This is a genomic window from Aeromonas sp. FL131, from assembly GCF_049860615.1.
Classification (GTDB): Bacteria; Pseudomonadota; Gammaproteobacteria; order Enterobacterales; family Aeromonadaceae; genus Aeromonas; species Aeromonas hydrophila.
In genome coordinates, this window is record NZ_CP187595.1 from 509,227 (window position 1) to 524,957 (window position 15,731).

The following is a 15,731-nucleotide window of genomic DNA, read 5'->3' on the forward strand; positions in this document are numbered from 1 at the left end:
TAGGGGCTGCATTCCAGTCAACCGCCTGCCGGGGATAAGTGAAGATGTCGCCTGGCGGACACCAGAAACGAGTTCATGATCTTGCTGCGAGGTCGTGATCAAGGCTTGTATGAGACTTGCTTATAGGAAACCGGCAGCTGGTGTATTCATATACACGCCGGCTCCTGCGCAGCGCCTTACCTTGCGGACGACCTCTCGCGGCAGATCCTGAACAGGTTCTAACGGGTCTCGCCATTCCTGTGCGCAGGGGATTCTAGCAGAGCAGCCCCATCGAAATCAGCAAATTTGCCGTAATTCTGGTAGATTTGCCCCCTTATAGCGCAACATGAGGAGCCCACTATGCCGTCATTCGATATTGTCTCTGAAGTCAAAATGAACGAGGTGTTGAACGCCGTCGACAACGCCAATCGTGAACTGGCGACCCGTTTCGATTTTCGTGGTGTCGAAGCCAGCTTCGAATTGAACAAGGAAGAGGTCAAGCTGGAGGCCGATGCCGATTTCCAGCTCAAGCAGATGGTCGAGATCCTGCGCGCTGCCCTGCTCAAGCGCAACATCGAGAACAGCTCCATGGACGTGGGTGACAGCGTTCACTCCGGCAAGCGCTTCCACCTGACCGTGAAGTTCAAGCAGGGGATCGACAAAGAGATCGCCAAGAAGCTGGTGAAGCTGATCAAGGATTCCAAGATCAAGGTGCAGGCCGCCATTCAGGGTGACGAAGTGCGCGTCACTGGCAAGAAGCGTGACGATCTGCAGGAGACCATGGCCCTGGTGCGCGGCGCCGAGCTGGGTCAGCCGATGCAGTTCCAGAATTTCCGCGACTGATGATGGCCGGGGGAGGGTGCGGCTCTCCCCTGTTGCCGGCAGCAAGCCATAAAAAAACCGGAGCAGCTGCTCCGGTTTTTTGTATCCCTGATACCTGTTCTATTAGAACTTGTAGGTAACGGAGAAGTAGTGGCTGAAGCCAGAGCTCTTCCACGGGGTACCGTCGTAGGCAGTGGAGCCATCTTTGGTGCCGTAGGCATCCATGAAGTACTTCAGGCCGTAACCGACGGCGTAGCGATCGGAGTGCCAGTAGATACCGTGGAAGGTAGCCAGGTTGTCGCTGGTACGGTCAGCACGGTTGTGGGTGTCCAGATCGAAGGCGTAGTCCAGGTAGCCCTGGTAGGAGACGAAGCTGCCGTTGCTGAAGGTGTAGAAAGGCTTGAACCAGTTCATGGCGAACCAGTAACCGTTCCACTCACCCTCTTCTTCGGTGAAGAACTGGTTTTCGGTGGCGTGACGAGCATACAGGTTCATGCCCACTTTGCCGAACCAAGGCACTTGTACATCAGCACCCAGACCGATCATGTTCTCCATCTGGTTGTCGCCGATGTTGTTCAGGGAGGCGATGTAGACCTCTTGCACCGGACCAAAGGAGAGATCTTTACCAGTCAGCGCATCCAGAGACATACGCGGCGCAAACTTCATGAACAGGTTCTGACCCTTGTGCTTGTCGCTGTGACGGGAGTCGAAGATATCGAAGACGTCGACGTAACCGTACAGGTCAAACAGGCCGGAGCGACCACCGAATTCCATTTCGAAGTAGGTGTCGTTGTAATCTTCAGCACCGGTGGTGAAAGGACGTTGGTCGATGGTGTGCATAACGTTGAACTGCATCCACTTGTAGTCATTCTTGTGGATGTCACCGCTGTAGTCAGCAGCGAAGGCCGGGGTAGCGGCTGCAGCCAGCAGACCGGCAGCGATCAGAGTCTTGGTAAATTTGGCCATTTTATTGGTCTCTTGTGCGTTAGTTGAGGTTTTCCGTAGCCTGCCCACAAGGAGCGGAAGGGATTCTAGCCAAATAAATTCATCGGAGAAACCAGCACTGGGGAACTTTATTCGGAAGTGTGAATCTAATCACCCCCAATTTTACGCAAACGCTTGCTATTTATCCGATTGAGATAGCAAGGATCTTCCTCGTTTGGCAACCAGCACGATCAGGATCAGCACCGGAATACCGAGCAGGCTGGTGCTGATGAAGAAGCTGCTGTAGCCGAACTGTTCGACGAAACGGCCGGAAAAACCCGCCAGCAGCTTGGGCAGCAGCAGCATCACCGAGCTGAACAGGGCGTACTGGGTGGCGGAGAAGGCCACGTTGGTCAGGCTCGACAGATAGGTCACGAAGGCGGCCGTGGCAATACCGGCGCTGAGGTTGTCCAGCGAGATGATCAGGGTCAGCAGCTCCAGGTTGTGGCCCACCTCGTTGAGCAGGGCGAATAGCAGGTTGGTGCTGGCGGTGAGCAGGGCGCCGAGGAACAGAATGCGCAGGGTGCCAAAGCGCATCACCAGCACACCGCCCAATGCGGCCCCCACCAGAGTCATGATGACCCCGTACACCTTGGTGATGGTGGCTACCTCGGTCTTGCTGAACTGCATGTCCACGTAGAAGCTGTTGGACATCACCCCCATCACCACGTCCGAGATGCGATAACAGGCGATGAGCCCGAGGATCAGCAGGGCCGAGCCGCCGTAACGGCGGAAGAAGTCGGCAAACGGGCACCAGATGGCTTCGTGGCTCCAGGCGCCGAGCCCGGCCAGCGAAGCGGGCCAGCCACGGGCGAGCAACAAGGCCTTGTGGGCCGCCTGCTGCTCATTCTGGCTGGCAAGGTCGATCACCGGTTCATGACAACAGAGGGTGGTGATGACGCCGAGGGACATCAATCCCGCCATCAGCAGATAGGTGAGTCGCCAGCCGTTGTAGTCATAACCGCTGTTGCTGCCGAGCCAGGCGGCCAGCGCCAGTGCGCCGGCGCCGGCCATGATCATCGCCAGCCGGTAACCGGTCATGTAGGAGGCCGCCATGGCCGCCTGCAGCCGCTCGGGGGCCGACTCGATGCGATAGGCGTCGATGACGATGTCCTGGGTGGCGGAGGCAAACGCCACCAGCAGGGCGAACAGGGCTAGCTGGGCGAGCTGGGTCTTGGGATCGCAGAAGGCCATGCCCACCAGCGAGGCGGCGATCAGCAGCTGGGAGAACAGCATCCAGCTGCGGCGCCGGCCCAGCCAGCGAGAGAGCAGCGGGAGCGGCAGCCGATCCACCAGTGGTGACCACAGCCACTTGAAGCCGTAGGCCAGCGCCACCCAGCTCATATAGCCGATGTCGGTCAGGCTGACATCCGCTTCGCGCAGCCAGAACGACAGGGTGCCGAACACCAGCAGCAGCGGCAGGCCGGAAGAGAATCCCATGGCAAACAGGATGAGAACCCGAGTCTCAAGGTAGACGGCGAGCGAGTCTCGCCAGCTCGGTGTACGGACAGTGTTCAAATACCTGACTCCTCTGGGAAAATTGCGCCATTTTGTCAGGTTCGAGAGGGATAGCCAAGGCAAGCCGGGGGTGGCGTTGCGCGATTCAGGGGCGCAGGCCGATGCAGTGGCGCGGCAGCGGCCCGTCCGTGGTCAGGTAATTGGCGCACTCCATCAGCTGCAGGCGCAGCCAGACGTCGGCGATGATCTGCTGTTCATCCCATTGATGCAGGCTGTGCAGCAGGTGCCAGAATACCCCCTCCTGCTCGGAGGCCGGAGTCTTGTCGGCGGGAACCTGGGGCAGATCCTGCCAGTGGGACAACAGCTGCCAGCTCAGATCTTCCAGCTGTTGATAGGGGATCTCTCGTGCCAGAAAGTGACGAACCGTCTGGGCCAGCGGGATGGCGTGCTGGGCGATGTAATCATTGCAGGTCACCGGAACCTCCTTCTCCTCTTGTGGGCCTAGTCCCGAACAGCGGGGCAAGGCCAGAGTATAGAAAGGGGCGCCGGCGACCCAGCGCGCGGGGTGGCGGAATGTGATCTGCTCCGCGTTATTTGTCTGCCAGCAGCACCACTTTCTTGAGGATGATGGGGCTGGTGGGCACGTCATTGGCACGCAGGATCGGGCTGTAACCGGTCTGCACCTGGGCCAGCTTGTCCAGCACCTCCATGCCCTGCACCACCTGGCCAAACACGGTATAACCGGCGCCGGCATTGGCGTTGAGGTTGTTGTTGTCAACCAGGTTGAAGTAGAACTGGCGAGTGGCACTGTCGACCGCCTGGGTGCGGGCCATGGCGATGCTGCCGCGCTTGTTGGGCAGGCCGCCCTTGGACTCGTTGACCACGGGATCGAAGGTCGGCAGTTGCTGGAACTGCTGGTTGTAGCCGCCCCCCTGCACCACGAAGTCCTGGATCACCCGGTGGAAGATGCTGCCGTCATAGCTGCCATCCGCCACGTAGCGCAGGAAGTTCTTCACCGTCTGCGGCGCCTGTTTGGACGCCAGTTCCACCACGATATTGCCGTGGTTGGTCTCCATCCTGACCTTGGGGCCGGCGAATGCCAGCGGGGAGATCAGCATGGCCAGTAACCAGAGTTTTTTCATCTATCCGCTCCTCGCTCAGCTCGGCTGACCCTTGAGATACCCGCGCAGGGCGTTGTCCGCCATGATCTGCTGCAGCAGGCTGCCCAGCTGCTGGTTCAGGATGGATTCCAGCTCGGCCATGCTCGGCTCACCCGGGCCTTCCTTGCTGGAGGACATGTTGAACTGCTTGGTCAGCTTGCTGCCCTGGAAATCGGCGATCACCTGCAGGCTGACGCGGGACTTGGTGACATAGGTGAAGGTCTTCTCTTCCACCGTGACCGCAGCGCTGGAGATGGCCAGGGTCAGGTTGGTGGTACCGCTGTTGCCCACTTCCAGCCCCTGGCTGCGCAGCCCTTCCGCCAGCTTTTCGGCCAGCAGGTTGTTGAGCGGCTGTTCGCTGTTGACCAGCACGGCGGCCTTCTCTTTCTTCTTGATGGAGAAAACGTAGGCGGCTTCACGCTTGTCCACCCCTTCCAGGGTGATGCGGTTGCCGGAGTAGTACTGCTGATTGGAGGGGATCACCTGCGGGTTAAGCAGGGCGGTCTCCGGCCAGTGAGTCGCACAACCACCCAGCATCAGGGCGGCCAGCAGCAAGAGTGACTTTTTCATCATGGGTTTCCTTTAGCTTTCTGTTTAGCGTTTGATGGCTTTCAAAATAACGAATTTGCTGTTCGACGCAACGACTTGTGCGTTGGCAAACAGGCGCTTGAGCTTGTTGTGATAATCCAGGTGACGGTTGCCTACTATCCAGAGTTCGCCGCCCTTGGGCAACACCCGATGGGCATCGCTGAACATCTGCCAGGCGATATGGTCGGTGATCGCCTGCAACTGGTGGAACGGCGGGTTGCAGAGGATCCGGTCCACCGAGCCGACCGCCACGCCGTCGAGACAGTTGTTGACCAGGAAGTGGGCGCGGGGCAGGGCAGCCGGCAGATTGTGTTCGACGTTGAGCTGGGCCGAGGCGACCGCCATGTGGGACTCGTCGATGAAGGTCACCTCCACCTCGGCGTCCCGTGCCAGCAGGGAGAGCCCCAGCACGCCGTTGCCGCAACCCAGATCGATCACCTTGCGGGCACTGTGGATCGGCAGGTTGTCGAGCATGAAGCGGGCACCGATGTCCAGACTGGTGCGTGAAAACACGTTGGCGTGGTTGTGGATGAGCATGTCGGTGCCCTCCAGCGGCCAGATCGTGGGAAAGGGATTGGCCAGCGCGGGCCGTTCGGCAGGCGTAGCGGCCGGGGTGCAGTGGATGAGGCGGGCCTTCTTCCAGGCCAGCGAGGTGCGGGTCGGCCCCAGGTATTTTTCAAACAGCGCCAGAGTGGAGCTGTGGATGTCTTTGGCTTTGCCGGCGGCGATGACGCGGGTGGCGGGGGTGGCCACCTGGCGCAGGGCCAGCAGTTGTTGCTCCAGCAGCGCCTGATATTTGGAGACCTTGATCACTACCAGTGCGGGGGTATCGGGCAGGGAGGCCAGTGCATCCTGCAGGCGGATGGCATGGGGATCCAGGCCGTTCTCGGCCAGATTGGCCAGGGTGGCTCGTTCGCTGATATGGGAGTCGGTCACGCTGACGGGAGCATGGCCGTGCAGGTAGGCAGCCAGGGCGCCGAAGCCGTCATTCATGATGATGACCGGGCCGTCGCGCTCGAGAGGCTCCTCGGCCAGGGTGTTGATCAGGTACTCGTCTGCGGCGTCCCAGGCCTGCAACGGATCCTGGAGCTGGCGTGGATAGCGATACAGGGTCAGGCGACAATGGGCCGTGTCGAGAAGGGTTTGCATAGGCGAAGTGTCCAGCTGATTCATGTAACGGGCGCCGACGGGGCGCAAAGTGGCGCTATTCTAGCGGGGGCGGAGAATTTCACCAGTCCCGGCCGCCACGGCAGCGGGGGAAAAGCGTGTCATTTTCCCGTTCTGGACGATTTCGTCATCCGGCCAACCCTGGCTACAATGGCCGGACATCCATTTTGGGAGTTTTGCTCGTGACCATGCAACAACAGATCGAGGCCAAGCTGGCCGCCGCCTTGTCCCCCAGCCATCTGGAAGTGATCAACGAAAGCTACATGCACCGGGTGGCACCGGGCTCCGAGAGCCACTTCAAGGTGGTGGTGGTGAGCCAGGCGTTTGAAGGACAGCGGCTGCTGGGGCGTCATCGTCAGGTCAACGGAGTGCTGGCTGAAGAGTTGGCGGGAGCCATTCATGCATTGGCGCTGCATACCTATACCGAGCAGGAGTGGCAACAGCGGGAACAGGCACCAACCACCCCCAGCTGCGTCAGCAAAAACGGTCTCTCCTAAGGCTATTGACGAATTGATTACTCAATCTGCGACTAGTTAACAATTCATAAACGTTTTCCGGTGGCGTCCCTGGCTGTGGAACGGGACGCCAACCTCCCGCCCTGACATCAAGATTTCTAATCCTTTTTTGAACATAAAAACCATTACCCATTTTTGGGTAATAATGGCTAACTCGAAGCCGCGCCTGAGGTTTCGTGAAAAAAAGCCGCGTGATTAAATTTCGATGATTTTGTGATAGAGCGGGGATTTTCCCCATTTTGCATGGCAGGCAACTCGCCATAAGTGGTAAACTCAGGCGCTTTTGAATGACCCTGTATGTTGCTGATTTGTTTATTTCTTCGACATCATCCCGCAACATCAACGGGCTCATTCAACAACTCGTCGTGATGTATTTCTCGGCGCTAACCAACCTGTCTTCCCTTAACGGTAGTGCAAGTGAGTATGATTACAATTAAAAGAGGACTGGACATCCCCGTGCTGGGTGCTCCGGAGCAAGTAATCTACGATGGCCCGGCCATCACCCGTGTTGCTACACTCGGCGAAGAGTTCGTGGGGATGCGTCCTACTATGTTTGTCAAAGTAGGTGATCGCGTCATTAAAGGTCAGGAGCTCTTCGAAGATAAGAAGAATCCCGGCGTTAAATTCACGGCCCCCGCCACCGGTGTGGTTTCAGAGATCAACCGGGGTGCCAAGCGCATTCTGCAATCCGTTGTCATCGATATCGATGGGTCCGACGAGCAGGTGACCTTCGAGCACTTTGCGTCTGCCGAGCTGGCCAAGCTCGAGCGCAGCAAGGTGCAGGAGATCCTGGTCGCGTCCGGCCAATGGACCGCGTTGCGTACCCGCCCGTTCAGCAAGGTGCCGGCCGTGGGTTCCACCCCTCGCGCCATCTTCGTCACCGCCATGGACACCAACCCGCTGGCTGCCAGTGCGGAGCTGATCATCAAGGAACAGGCCCAGGCTTTCCTCGACGGTCTGGCCGTGCTGACTCGTCTGACCGATGGCACCGTCTACGTCTGCAAGGGCGAGGCGAGCCTGCCGCACGCTTCCCTGGCGCAAGTCAAGGAAGAGGTGTTCGTCGGCCCGCACCCTGCCGGTCTGCCCGGTACCCACATCCACTTCCTGGACCCGGTCGGTGCCAAGAAGGTGCAGTGGCACATCAACTATCAGGATGTGATCGCCTACGGCAAGCTGTTCACCACCGGTCAGATCTTTACCGACAAGGTGATCGCGCTGGCCGGCCCGAACGTGGTCAAGCCGCGTCTGCTGCGCACCCGCATGGGCGCCTGCATCAGCCAGTTGACCAACAACGAGCTGCGTGCGGACGAGAATCGCATCATCTCCGGTTCCCTGCTGAGCGGTGCCAAGGCCGAAGGGGTACATGACTACCTGGGTCGCTACCACAATCAGGTCAGCGTACTGGGTGAAGGTCGCGAGAAAGAGTTCCTGGGTTGGGTCAATCCCAGCGCCAGCAAGTTCTCCATCACCCGTACCACCCTCTCTCACCTGATGAAGGGCAAACTCATCAACTTCACTACCACCACCAACGGTAGTGATCGCTCCATGGTGCCTATCGGCAACTACGAGCGCGTGATGCCGCTCGACATCCTGCCGACCCTGCTGCTGCGGGATCTGGTCTCCGGCGACACCGACAATGCGCAAGCACTCGGCTGTCTGGAGCTGGATGAGGAAGATCTGGCGCTCTGTACCTTCGTCTGCCCCGGCAAGACCGAGTACGGCCCAGTCTTGCGTGAGTGCCTGACCAAGATCGAACTGGAAGGTTAAGCGATGAGTTTCAAGCAACTTCTTGAAAATATGGAACATCACTTCGAGCCGGGTGGCAAGTACGCCAAGTACTATGCCCTGTTCGAAGCGGCGTACACCCTGTTTTATACCCCGGGTTCCGTGACCCGCAATGCCGCCCACGTCCGTGATGCGATCGATCTGAAGCGCATGATGATCATGGTGTGGCTGGCCGTGTTCCCGGCCATGTTCTGGGGCATGTACAACGTCGGCAACCAATCCATCGCCGCCATCGCCCATCTGGGCACGGCTGCCGGTGCCGACACCTGGCAATACACCATAGCCACCCTGCTGGGTGCTTCGCTGGATCCGGCCGTCGCCGGCATCGGCAGCAAGATGCTGATCGGTGCTGCCCACTTCCTGCCCATCTACCTGACCGTGTTCCTGGTCGGTGGTTTCTGGGAAGTGCTGTTCGCCATGGTGCGCAAGCACGAGATCAACGAAGGTTTCTTCGTGACCTCCATCCTGTTCGCGCTGATCGTGCCGCCCGAGCTGCCCCTGTGGCAAGCTGCCCTGGGTATCACCTTCGGTGTGGTGCTGGCCAAGGAAGTGTTCGGTGGTACCGGCAAGAACTTCCTGAACCCGGCGCTGGCAGGTCGTGCCTTCCTGTTCTTCGCCTATCCGGGCCAGATCTCCGGTGATGCAGTCTGGGTTGCCGTCGACGGCTACTCGGGTGCCACCGCGCTGAGCCAGTGGGCCCAAGGCGGCCAGATGGCCCTGATCAACGGTGCCACCGGCCAGACCATCAGCTGGATGGATGCCTTCCTTGGCAACCTGCCCGGTTCCATCGGTGAAGTCTCCACCCTGATGATCCTCATCGGTGCGGCCATGATCGTCTACATGCGGATCGCCTCCTGGCGCATCATCGCCGGTGTGATGATCGGCATGGTAGCGACCTCCCTGCTGTTCAACGTCATCGGTTCCGATACCAACCCCATGTTCAACATGCCGTGGCACTGGCATCTGGTGCTGGGCGGCTTCGCCTTTGGTATGGCCTTCATGGCGACCGATCCGGTCTCCGCTGCCTTCACCAACAAGGGCAAGTGGTGGTATGGCGCCCTGATCGGGGTGATGGTGGTGCTGATCCGGGTGGTGAACCCCGCCTTCCCGGAAGGCATGATGCTGGCCATTCTGTTTGCCAACCTGTTTGCCCCCTTGTTTGACCATTTCGTGGCGCAGGCGAACATCAAGCGGAGGATCGCTCGTGGCGTTTAATAAAGACTCTACTGTCGGCACCCTCACCATAGTGACCGGTCTGTGCCTGGTCTGCTCCATCGTGGTCTCCGTGGCCGCCGTGGGACTGCGTCCGGCCCAGCTGGAAAACCGGGCGCTGGACAAGCAAAGCAACATTCTGTCCGTCGCCGGTGTCGATATCAGCAGCGTGGCCAAGCGCGATCTGGCCCAGCTGTACGGTGACAAGATTGAAGCGCGTCTGGTCGATTTGACTACCGGTGAGTTCGTTGACGGCGATGCCGACAACTTCGATACCAAGCTGGCGGCAAAAGACCCGGCCAAGAGCATTCGTCTGGCCCCGGCCGACGACAAGGCCGGCCTGCGTCAAATCTCCAAACTGATCCCGGTGTTCTTCGCGAAAGATGCCGAGGGCAAGGTCGACAACATCATCCTGCCGATCTACGGCCAGGGTCTGTGGTCCACCATGTACGCCTTCGTGGCGGTCGCGGCCGATGGCCAGACCATCAAGGGCATCACCTACTATGACCACGGTGAAACCCCGGGTCTGGGCGGCGAGATCGAAAATCCGGCCTGGCGCGAGCTGTTCGTCGGCAAGAAGCTGTTCGATCAGGATGGCATGCCGGCACTGCGGGTGATCAAGGGTCATGCTCCGGCTGGTTCCGAGCATGAGATCGACGGCCTGTCCGGCGCGACCCTGACCGGTAACGGCGTACAGCATACCTTCGACTTCTGGATGGGTCCCAAGGGCTTCGGTCCTTTCCTGGCCAAGGTTCGTGCAGGAGAAATCAACAATGGCTGACAAGAGCGAAATGAAAAAGTTGCTGTTGACGCCTGTGCTCGGCAACAACCCCATCGCACTGCAGGTGCTGGGGGTCTGTTCCGCGCTGGCCGTTACCAGCCAGATGAAGACGGCGTTCGTGATGACGCTGGCCGTTACCGCGGTCACCGCCTTCTCCAACCTGTTCATCTCCCTGATCCGCAACCAGATCCCGAACAGCGTGCGGATCATCGCCCAGATGGCGGTGATTGCCTCGCTGGTTATCGTGGTTGACCAGGTGCTTAAGGCGTATGCCTACGACATCTCCAAGCAGCTGTCGGTGTTCGTCGGCCTCATCATCACCAACTGTATCGTGATGGGTCGTGCCGAAGCCTACGCCATGAAGAGTGCCCCGCTGCCCTCCTTCCTGGACGGTATCGGCAACGGTCTGGGTTATGGCGCCGTGCTGCTGACCGTGGCCACCGTGCGCGAGATCCTGGGCTCCGGTACCTGGTTTGGCATCGAACTGCTGCCGCTGGTGAACAATGGCGGCTGGTATGTGCCCAACGGCCTGCTGCTGCTGCCGCCGAGTGCGTTCTTCATCATTGGTCTGATCATCTGGGGCGTACGCACCAAGGATCCCAAGCAGGTGGAGGCGAAGGATTAAGGTATGGAACACTATATCAGTCTGTTGATTCGCTCGATCTTCATCGAGAACCTGGCGCTCTCCTTCTTCCTGGGGATGTGTACCTTCCTGGCGGTGTCCAAGAAGGTCAAGACCGCCATGGGCCTGGGGATCGCCGTTATCGTGGTTCAGACCGTGGCCGTCCCGGCCAACAACCTGATCTACAACTACGTCCTCAAGGACGGTGCCCTGGTTTCCGGCCTGGATCTGAGCTTCCTGAGCTTCATCACCTTTATCGGGGTGATCGCGGCACTGGTGCAGATCCTGGAGATGGCGCTGGACAAGTACTTCCCGGCTCTCTACAACGCGCTCGGTATCTTCCTGCCGCTCATCACCGTGAACTGCGCCATCTTCGGTGGCGTCTCCTTCATGGTGCAGCGTGACTACAACTTCGTTGAGTCCGTGGTCTATGGCGTGGGTTCGGGTGCCGGCTGGATGCTTGCCATCGTCGCGATGGCGGGGATCCGCGAGAAGATGAAGTATTCCGATGTTCCAGAAGGCCTGCGCGGCCTCGGCATCACCTTCATCACCGCGGGTCTGATGGCGCTGGGCTTCATGTCCTTCTCTGGTATTTCCCTGTAATCGGAAAGGAAATATAGATGGAAATTATTCTGGGTGTGGTCATGTTCACCGTGATCCTGCTGGCCTTGGTGGCAGTCATTCTGTTCGCCAAGTCCAAGCTGGTGACCGCCGGTGACGTGACAATCAGCATCAACGGCGACCCGGCCAAGGCTGTGACCAGCCCGGCGGGTGGCAAGCTGCTCGGTGTGCTGGCCGGCAGCGGTATCTTCGTCTCCTCCGCCTGCGGCGGCGGCGGCTCCTGTGGTCAGTGCAAGGTACGGGTGAAATCCGGCGGCGGCGATATCCTGCCGACCGAGCTGGATCACATCAGCAAGGGCGAAGCCCGTCACGGCGAGCGTCTGGCCTGTCAGGTCACCGTTCGTTCCGACATGGACATCGAACTGCCGGAAGAGATCTTCGGGGTGAAGAAGTGGGACTGTACCGTCATCTCCAATGACAACAAGGCCACCTTCATCAAGGAGCTCAAGCTGCAGATCCCGGATGGCGAGAGCGTGCCGTTCCGCGCCGGTGGTTATATCCAGATCGAAGCGCCGGCTCACCACGTGCAGTACAAGAACTTCGATATTCCCGAGGAGTATCGCGGTGACTGGGATCGCTTCAAGATCTTCGAGCTGGAGTCCAAGGTCAACGAGCCGATCATCCGTGCCTACTCCATGGCCAACTATCCGGAAGAGTTCGGCATCATCATGCTGAACGTGCGGATCGCGACCCCGCCGCCGAGCAACTGGACTGCCCCTCCCGGCCAGATGTCCTCCTACATCTTCAGCCTGAAGGCTGGCGACAAGGTGACCATCTCCGGTCCGTTCGGCGAGTTCTTCGCCAAGGACACCGATGCCGAGATGGTGTTCATCGGTGGTGGTGCCGGTATGGCGCCGATGCGTTCCCACATCTTCGATCAGCTGCGCCGTCTGAAGACCAAGCGCAAGATGAGCTTCTGGTACGGTGCCCGTTCCAAGCGCGAGATGTTCTATGTCGAAGACTTCGACATGCTGCAGGCCGAGAACGACAACTTCCAGTGGCACGTCGCCCTGTCTGATCCGCAACCGGAAGACAACTGGGACGGCTACACCGGCTTCATCCACAACGTGCTGTTCGAGAACTATCTCAAGAACCACGAGGCGCCGGAAGATTGCGAGTTCTACATGTGCGGGCCTCCCGTGATGAACGCAGCCGTCATCAACATGCTGAAAAACCTCGGTGTTGAAGACGAAAACATCCTGCTGGATGACTTTGGTGGTTAATCAATGCACAGTGTTGTAAAGACCTGGCTAGCCTTCGGGCTAGCCTTTTTCTTGACTGGGTGCGGTCAGGAACAAACGGTCCAATCGAAGCCGGAGATCCACATCACCGGCAGCACCATGGGTACCTATTACTCCATCAAGGTGGCGGACAGCGTCATCACGGATCCCGCCAAGTTCCAGGCCGAAGTCGATGTGCTGCTGGAGCGGGTCAACGATCAGATGTCGACCTACCGCCCGGATTCCGAGCTGTCGCGCTTCAACCAGCATCGCGGCTCGACGCCGGTGGTGGTCTCCCGCGATACCGCGCGGGTGGTGACCGAGGCCATTCACATTGGCCGTGAGAGCCGCGGGGCGCTGGACGTCACCGTCGGCCCCTTGGTCAATCTGTGGGGCTTCGGGCCCGATGCCAGGCCGACCAAGATGCCCTCCGACGAGCTGATCACCCAGACCCGCCAGAAGACCGGGCTCGGCAATCTGCACGTGATCACCTCGGCCGATGCCGATACCCTGCAAAAGGACATCCCGGATCTCTACGTGGATCTCTCCGCCATCGCCAAGGGCTTTGGGGTCGACAAGGTGGCCGAGTATCTGGAGTCCATGGGCTCACGCAACTATCTGGTGGAGATCGGCGGCGAGCTGCGGATCAACGGCGTCAACGGCAAGGGGCACCCCTGGCGCGTCGCCATCGAGAAGCCGACCGCCAACGCCGGTTCGGTGCAGGAAGTGATCGTGGCCGGTGACAACGGGGTGGCTACCTCGGGCGAGTACCGCAACTATTACGAGCTGGACGGCAAGCGCTTCTCCCACACCATTGATCCCATGACCGGCAAGCCGATCCAGCATCGGATGGTGTCGGTGACCGTCATTCACCCCTCCTGCATGACCGCAGACGGGCTGGCGACCGTGTTCATGGTGCTCGGGCCCGAGAAGAGCCTGGCCTATGCCAAGGAGCGGGGCTTGGCTATCTTCGTGATCACCAAGACGGATGATGGTTTCGAGGAGTCCTACTCCGATGCCTTCAAACAGTATCTGGTTAGAAAATAAGGGGCGGTAACATGCAGATTTTTTTGATCACCTTCGGGGTATTTCTGGCGGTAGTGGTGGCCATGGCCATCGGTTACATCTTCCAGAAGAAGACCATCTCCGGCTCCTGCGGCGGGCTCGGCAGCATAGGTATCGAAAAAGAGTGTGATTGCCCGGAACCCTGTGACAACCGCAAGAAGAAGATGGCCAAGGAAGAGGCCCGTCGCAAGATGCTGGCGGAGAACCGGATCATCTGAGCGGACAGGGCGCCGAGTCGTACTCGACCCCGTGCCGGATAACCGACGGGCTGACCTGATGGTCAGCCCGTTATTTTTTGCAAAAGACTCAGTAGTCGTATTGCTGGCAGGCTTTCTTTTTGAACTCAGCCCGCCAGCGTGCCAGCTCCTCCCGGGTGCCCAGCTCGTCGCCCTGTTTGATGGCCTGCTCCAGCGCCGCGATGCGGTCATACAGCCAGCTGCATTCGGCGGTCGGGTTGTCCTTGCTGCTGCCCGGCTGTGCCAGCAGGCAGAGCCCCAATCCCAGCCAACCTATCTTCATCTCACCCTCCTTGCATGATGCGCTAACCAATGGTGCCTTAAGAGTCTATATCTGACCCTCATTTCATGCCGATGGCAGAAATGGCAGCACTGGGTTAGCATAGGCAGGTTACCTGTTTATTCGTACAGTGGTATGCGCAAGATCATTCACATCGACATGGACTGCTTCTATGCCGCGGTAGAGATGCGGGACAACCCGGCCCTGCGCGAGGTGCCGCTGGCCATCGGCGGCTCGGCTGACAGGCGCGGCGTCATCTCGACCTGCAACTATGTGGCGCGCCGCTTCGGGGTGCGCTCCGCCATGCCGAGCGCTCTGGCTCGCAAGCTCTGCCCGCCGCTGGTGCTCATTCCCGGTCGGATGGCGGTCTACAAGGAGGTTTCCCGCCAGCTGCGGGCCATCTTCCTGCGCTACACCGAGCAGGTGGAGCCGCTCTCCCTCGATGAGGCCTATCTCGATGTGACGATGAGCCCCTGCTGTGGTGGCAGTGCCACCCTGATGGCCCGCGAGATCCGCGCCGCGATCAACACCGAGCTGGGGTTGACCGCCTCGGCCGGGGTGGCGCCCAACAAGTTTCTGGCCAAGCTCGCCTCCGAGCAGCACAAGCCGGACGGCCTGTTCGTGATCCGCCCGCAGGAGGTGGATGAGTTCGTGCGCCAGCTGCCGCTTGGCAAGTTGCCTGGCATCGGCCGCAAAACCGCGGATCGGCTGGAGTCGCTCGGCCTTTACTCCTGCGAAGATGCCCGCCAGCTCGGCAATGAGGAGCTGATCGCCCGTTTCGGCAAGCTCGGGGAGATGCTGGCCGGGCGGATCTGGGGCCACGACGAGCAGCCGGTGCAGGCCCAGCGGGTGCGCAAGACCATAGGGGTGGAGACGACGCTCGCCAGCGACGTGCTGGATGAGGCCGCCTGCTGGCAGGTGCTCCGCCAGCTCATCCCCGAGCTGGAGCAACGTTTCTCGGTCAGCCACGGCAAGGAGCAACTGATGGGGCAGGGGATCAAGCTCAAGTTCGCCGATTTTCAGCAGACCACCGTCTACCGGCGCGGCGGTTACCAGCCGGAGCGGTTTCACGATCTGCTGCACGAAGGCTTGCTGCGGGCGCAGGGCAAACCCATTCGGCTACTGGGATTGGTGGTCGGCCTGCCTGCGGCCGGCGAAGTGAACCAACTTGCCCTGGATTTAGCGTGATAAGGTTAAGTTTTTGTTTCTAAAACCGATACACTGATCACATCTGTA

18 protein-coding genes are annotated in these 15,731 nt (G+C 59.7%); 11 read left to right on the forward strand and 7 right to left on the reverse strand.

Going from position 1 to position 15,731, the window contains the following annotated elements:
* The first annotated feature begins 339 nt into the window (after positions 1-339).
* Positions 340-822 carry a YajQ family cyclic di-GMP-binding protein gene (locus ACPW75_RS02525; protein WP_016349839.1) on the forward strand — a complete coding sequence of 161 codons (483 nt, stop codon included), beginning with the start codon at positions 340-342 and terminating at the stop codon, positions 820-822.
* Between the two features lie 102 nt (positions 823-924).
* Here ACPW75_RS02525 and ACPW75_RS02530 read toward each other — a convergent pair whose 3' ends face one another.
* The 6 genes from ACPW75_RS02530 to ACPW75_RS02555 all read right to left on the reverse strand — a co-directional run bounded on the left by ACPW75_RS02530 (position 925) and on the right by ACPW75_RS02555 (position 6,140).
* The gene (locus ACPW75_RS02530; protein ID WP_011705056.1) at positions 925-1,767 is read right to left on the reverse strand and encodes an outer membrane protein OmpK; all 843 of its coding nucleotides are present in this window, start codon (positions 1,765-1,767) and stop codon (positions 925-927) included.
* A 156-nt stretch (positions 1,768-1,923) separates the two neighbouring features.
* Positions 1,924-3,303, reverse strand: a complete 1,380-nt coding sequence (locus ACPW75_RS02535) for an AmpG family muropeptide MFS transporter (protein WP_017408629.1) — start codon at positions 3,301-3,303, stop codon at positions 1,924-1,926.
* Positions 3,304-3,388: 85 nt separating this feature from the next.
* On the reverse strand, positions 3,389-3,718 hold the full coding sequence (locus ACPW75_RS02540; RefSeq protein ID WP_017408628.1) for a hypothetical protein: 330 nt from the start codon (positions 3,716-3,718) through the stop codon (positions 3,389-3,391).
* Positions 3,719-3,833: 115 nt separating this feature from the next.
* On the reverse strand, positions 3,834-4,385 hold the full coding sequence (locus ACPW75_RS02545; protein ID WP_077095280.1) for a peptidylprolyl isomerase: 552 nt from the start codon (positions 4,383-4,385) through the stop codon (positions 3,834-3,836).
* Positions 4,386-4,400: 15 nt separating this feature from the next.
* Complete coding sequence (locus tag ACPW75_RS02550; RefSeq protein WP_011705058.1) at positions 4,401-4,973, reverse strand: YajG family lipoprotein; 573 nt, start codon at positions 4,971-4,973, stop codon at positions 4,401-4,403.
* Between the two features lie 24 nt (positions 4,974-4,997).
* A complete protein-coding gene (locus ACPW75_RS02555; RefSeq protein WP_077095279.1) occupies positions 4,998-6,140 on the reverse strand; it encodes a methyltransferase in 1,143 nt (380 codons plus the stop codon).
* 206 nt (positions 6,141-6,346) lie between these two features.
* On the opposite strand from ACPW75_RS02555, the gene ACPW75_RS02560 reads away from it, so the two are divergent.
* The 9 genes from ACPW75_RS02560 to nqrM all read left to right on the forward strand — a co-directional run bounded on the left by ACPW75_RS02560 (position 6,347) and on the right by nqrM (position 14,197).
* Complete coding sequence (locus ACPW75_RS02560; RefSeq protein ID WP_011705060.1) at positions 6,347-6,655, forward strand: BolA family protein; 309 nt, start codon at positions 6,347-6,349, stop codon at positions 6,653-6,655.
* Between the two features lie 441 nt (positions 6,656-7,096).
* Complete coding sequence (locus ACPW75_RS02565; RefSeq protein WP_011705061.1) at positions 7,097-8,440, forward strand: Na(+)-translocating NADH-quinone reductase subunit A; 1,344 nt, start codon at positions 7,097-7,099, stop codon at positions 8,438-8,440.
* A gap of 3 nt (positions 8,441-8,443) precedes the next feature.
* A complete protein-coding gene (locus ACPW75_RS02570) occupies positions 8,444-9,673 on the forward strand; it encodes an NADH:ubiquinone reductase (Na(+)-transporting) subunit B (protein WP_011705062.1) in 1,230 nt (409 codons plus the stop codon).
* Positions 9,663-10,451, forward strand: coding sequence for a Na(+)-translocating NADH-quinone reductase subunit C (locus ACPW75_RS02575; RefSeq protein WP_011705063.1), 789 nt, complete (start codon positions 9,663-9,665; stop codon positions 10,449-10,451). Before ACPW75_RS02570 ends, ACPW75_RS02575 begins: the two co-directional genes overlap by 11 nt.
* Entirely contained in the window at positions 10,444-11,076 is a 633-nt protein-coding gene (locus ACPW75_RS02580) for an NADH:ubiquinone reductase (Na(+)-transporting) subunit D (protein WP_005303545.1), read from the forward strand. Before ACPW75_RS02575 ends, ACPW75_RS02580 begins: the two co-directional genes overlap by 8 nt.
* 3 nt (positions 11,077-11,079) lie before the next feature.
* Positions 11,080-11,676, forward strand: a complete 597-nt coding sequence (nqrE, locus tag ACPW75_RS02585; RefSeq protein ID WP_005303538.1) for an NADH:ubiquinone reductase (Na(+)-transporting) subunit E — start codon at positions 11,080-11,082, stop codon at positions 11,674-11,676.
* A 17-nt stretch (positions 11,677-11,693) separates the two neighbouring features.
* Entirely contained in the window at positions 11,694-12,917 is a 1,224-nt protein-coding gene (gene nqrF / locus ACPW75_RS02590) for an NADH:ubiquinone reductase (Na(+)-transporting) subunit F (protein ID WP_011705064.1), read from the forward strand.
* A 3-nt stretch (positions 12,918-12,920) separates the two neighbouring features.
* Positions 12,921-13,961: an FAD:protein FMN transferase ApbE gene (locus ACPW75_RS02595; protein ID WP_011705065.1), complete on the forward strand. Its 1,041-nt coding sequence runs from the start codon at positions 12,921-12,923 to the stop codon at positions 13,959-13,961.
* A gap of 11 nt (positions 13,962-13,972) precedes the next feature.
* Positions 13,973-14,197 (forward strand): (Na+)-NQR maturation NqrM, encoded by a 225-nt coding sequence (gene nqrM, locus ACPW75_RS02600; protein WP_011705066.1) that lies wholly within the window; start codon positions 13,973-13,975, stop codon positions 14,195-14,197.
* Positions 14,198-14,285: 88 nt separating this feature from the next.
* Here the strand turns inward: nqrM and ACPW75_RS02605 are convergent, their stop codons facing one another.
* Complete coding sequence (locus ACPW75_RS02605; RefSeq protein ID WP_029301604.1) at positions 14,286-14,498, reverse strand: hypothetical protein; 213 nt, start codon at positions 14,496-14,498, stop codon at positions 14,286-14,288.
* Between the two features lie 132 nt (positions 14,499-14,630).
* On the opposite strand from ACPW75_RS02605, the gene dinB reads away from it, so the two are divergent.
* The gene (gene dinB, locus ACPW75_RS02610; protein ID WP_077095278.1) at positions 14,631-15,683 is read left to right on the forward strand and encodes a DNA polymerase IV; all 1,053 of its coding nucleotides are present in this window, start codon (positions 14,631-14,633) and stop codon (positions 15,681-15,683) included.
* The last annotated feature ends 48 nt before the right edge of the window (positions 15,684-15,731 follow it).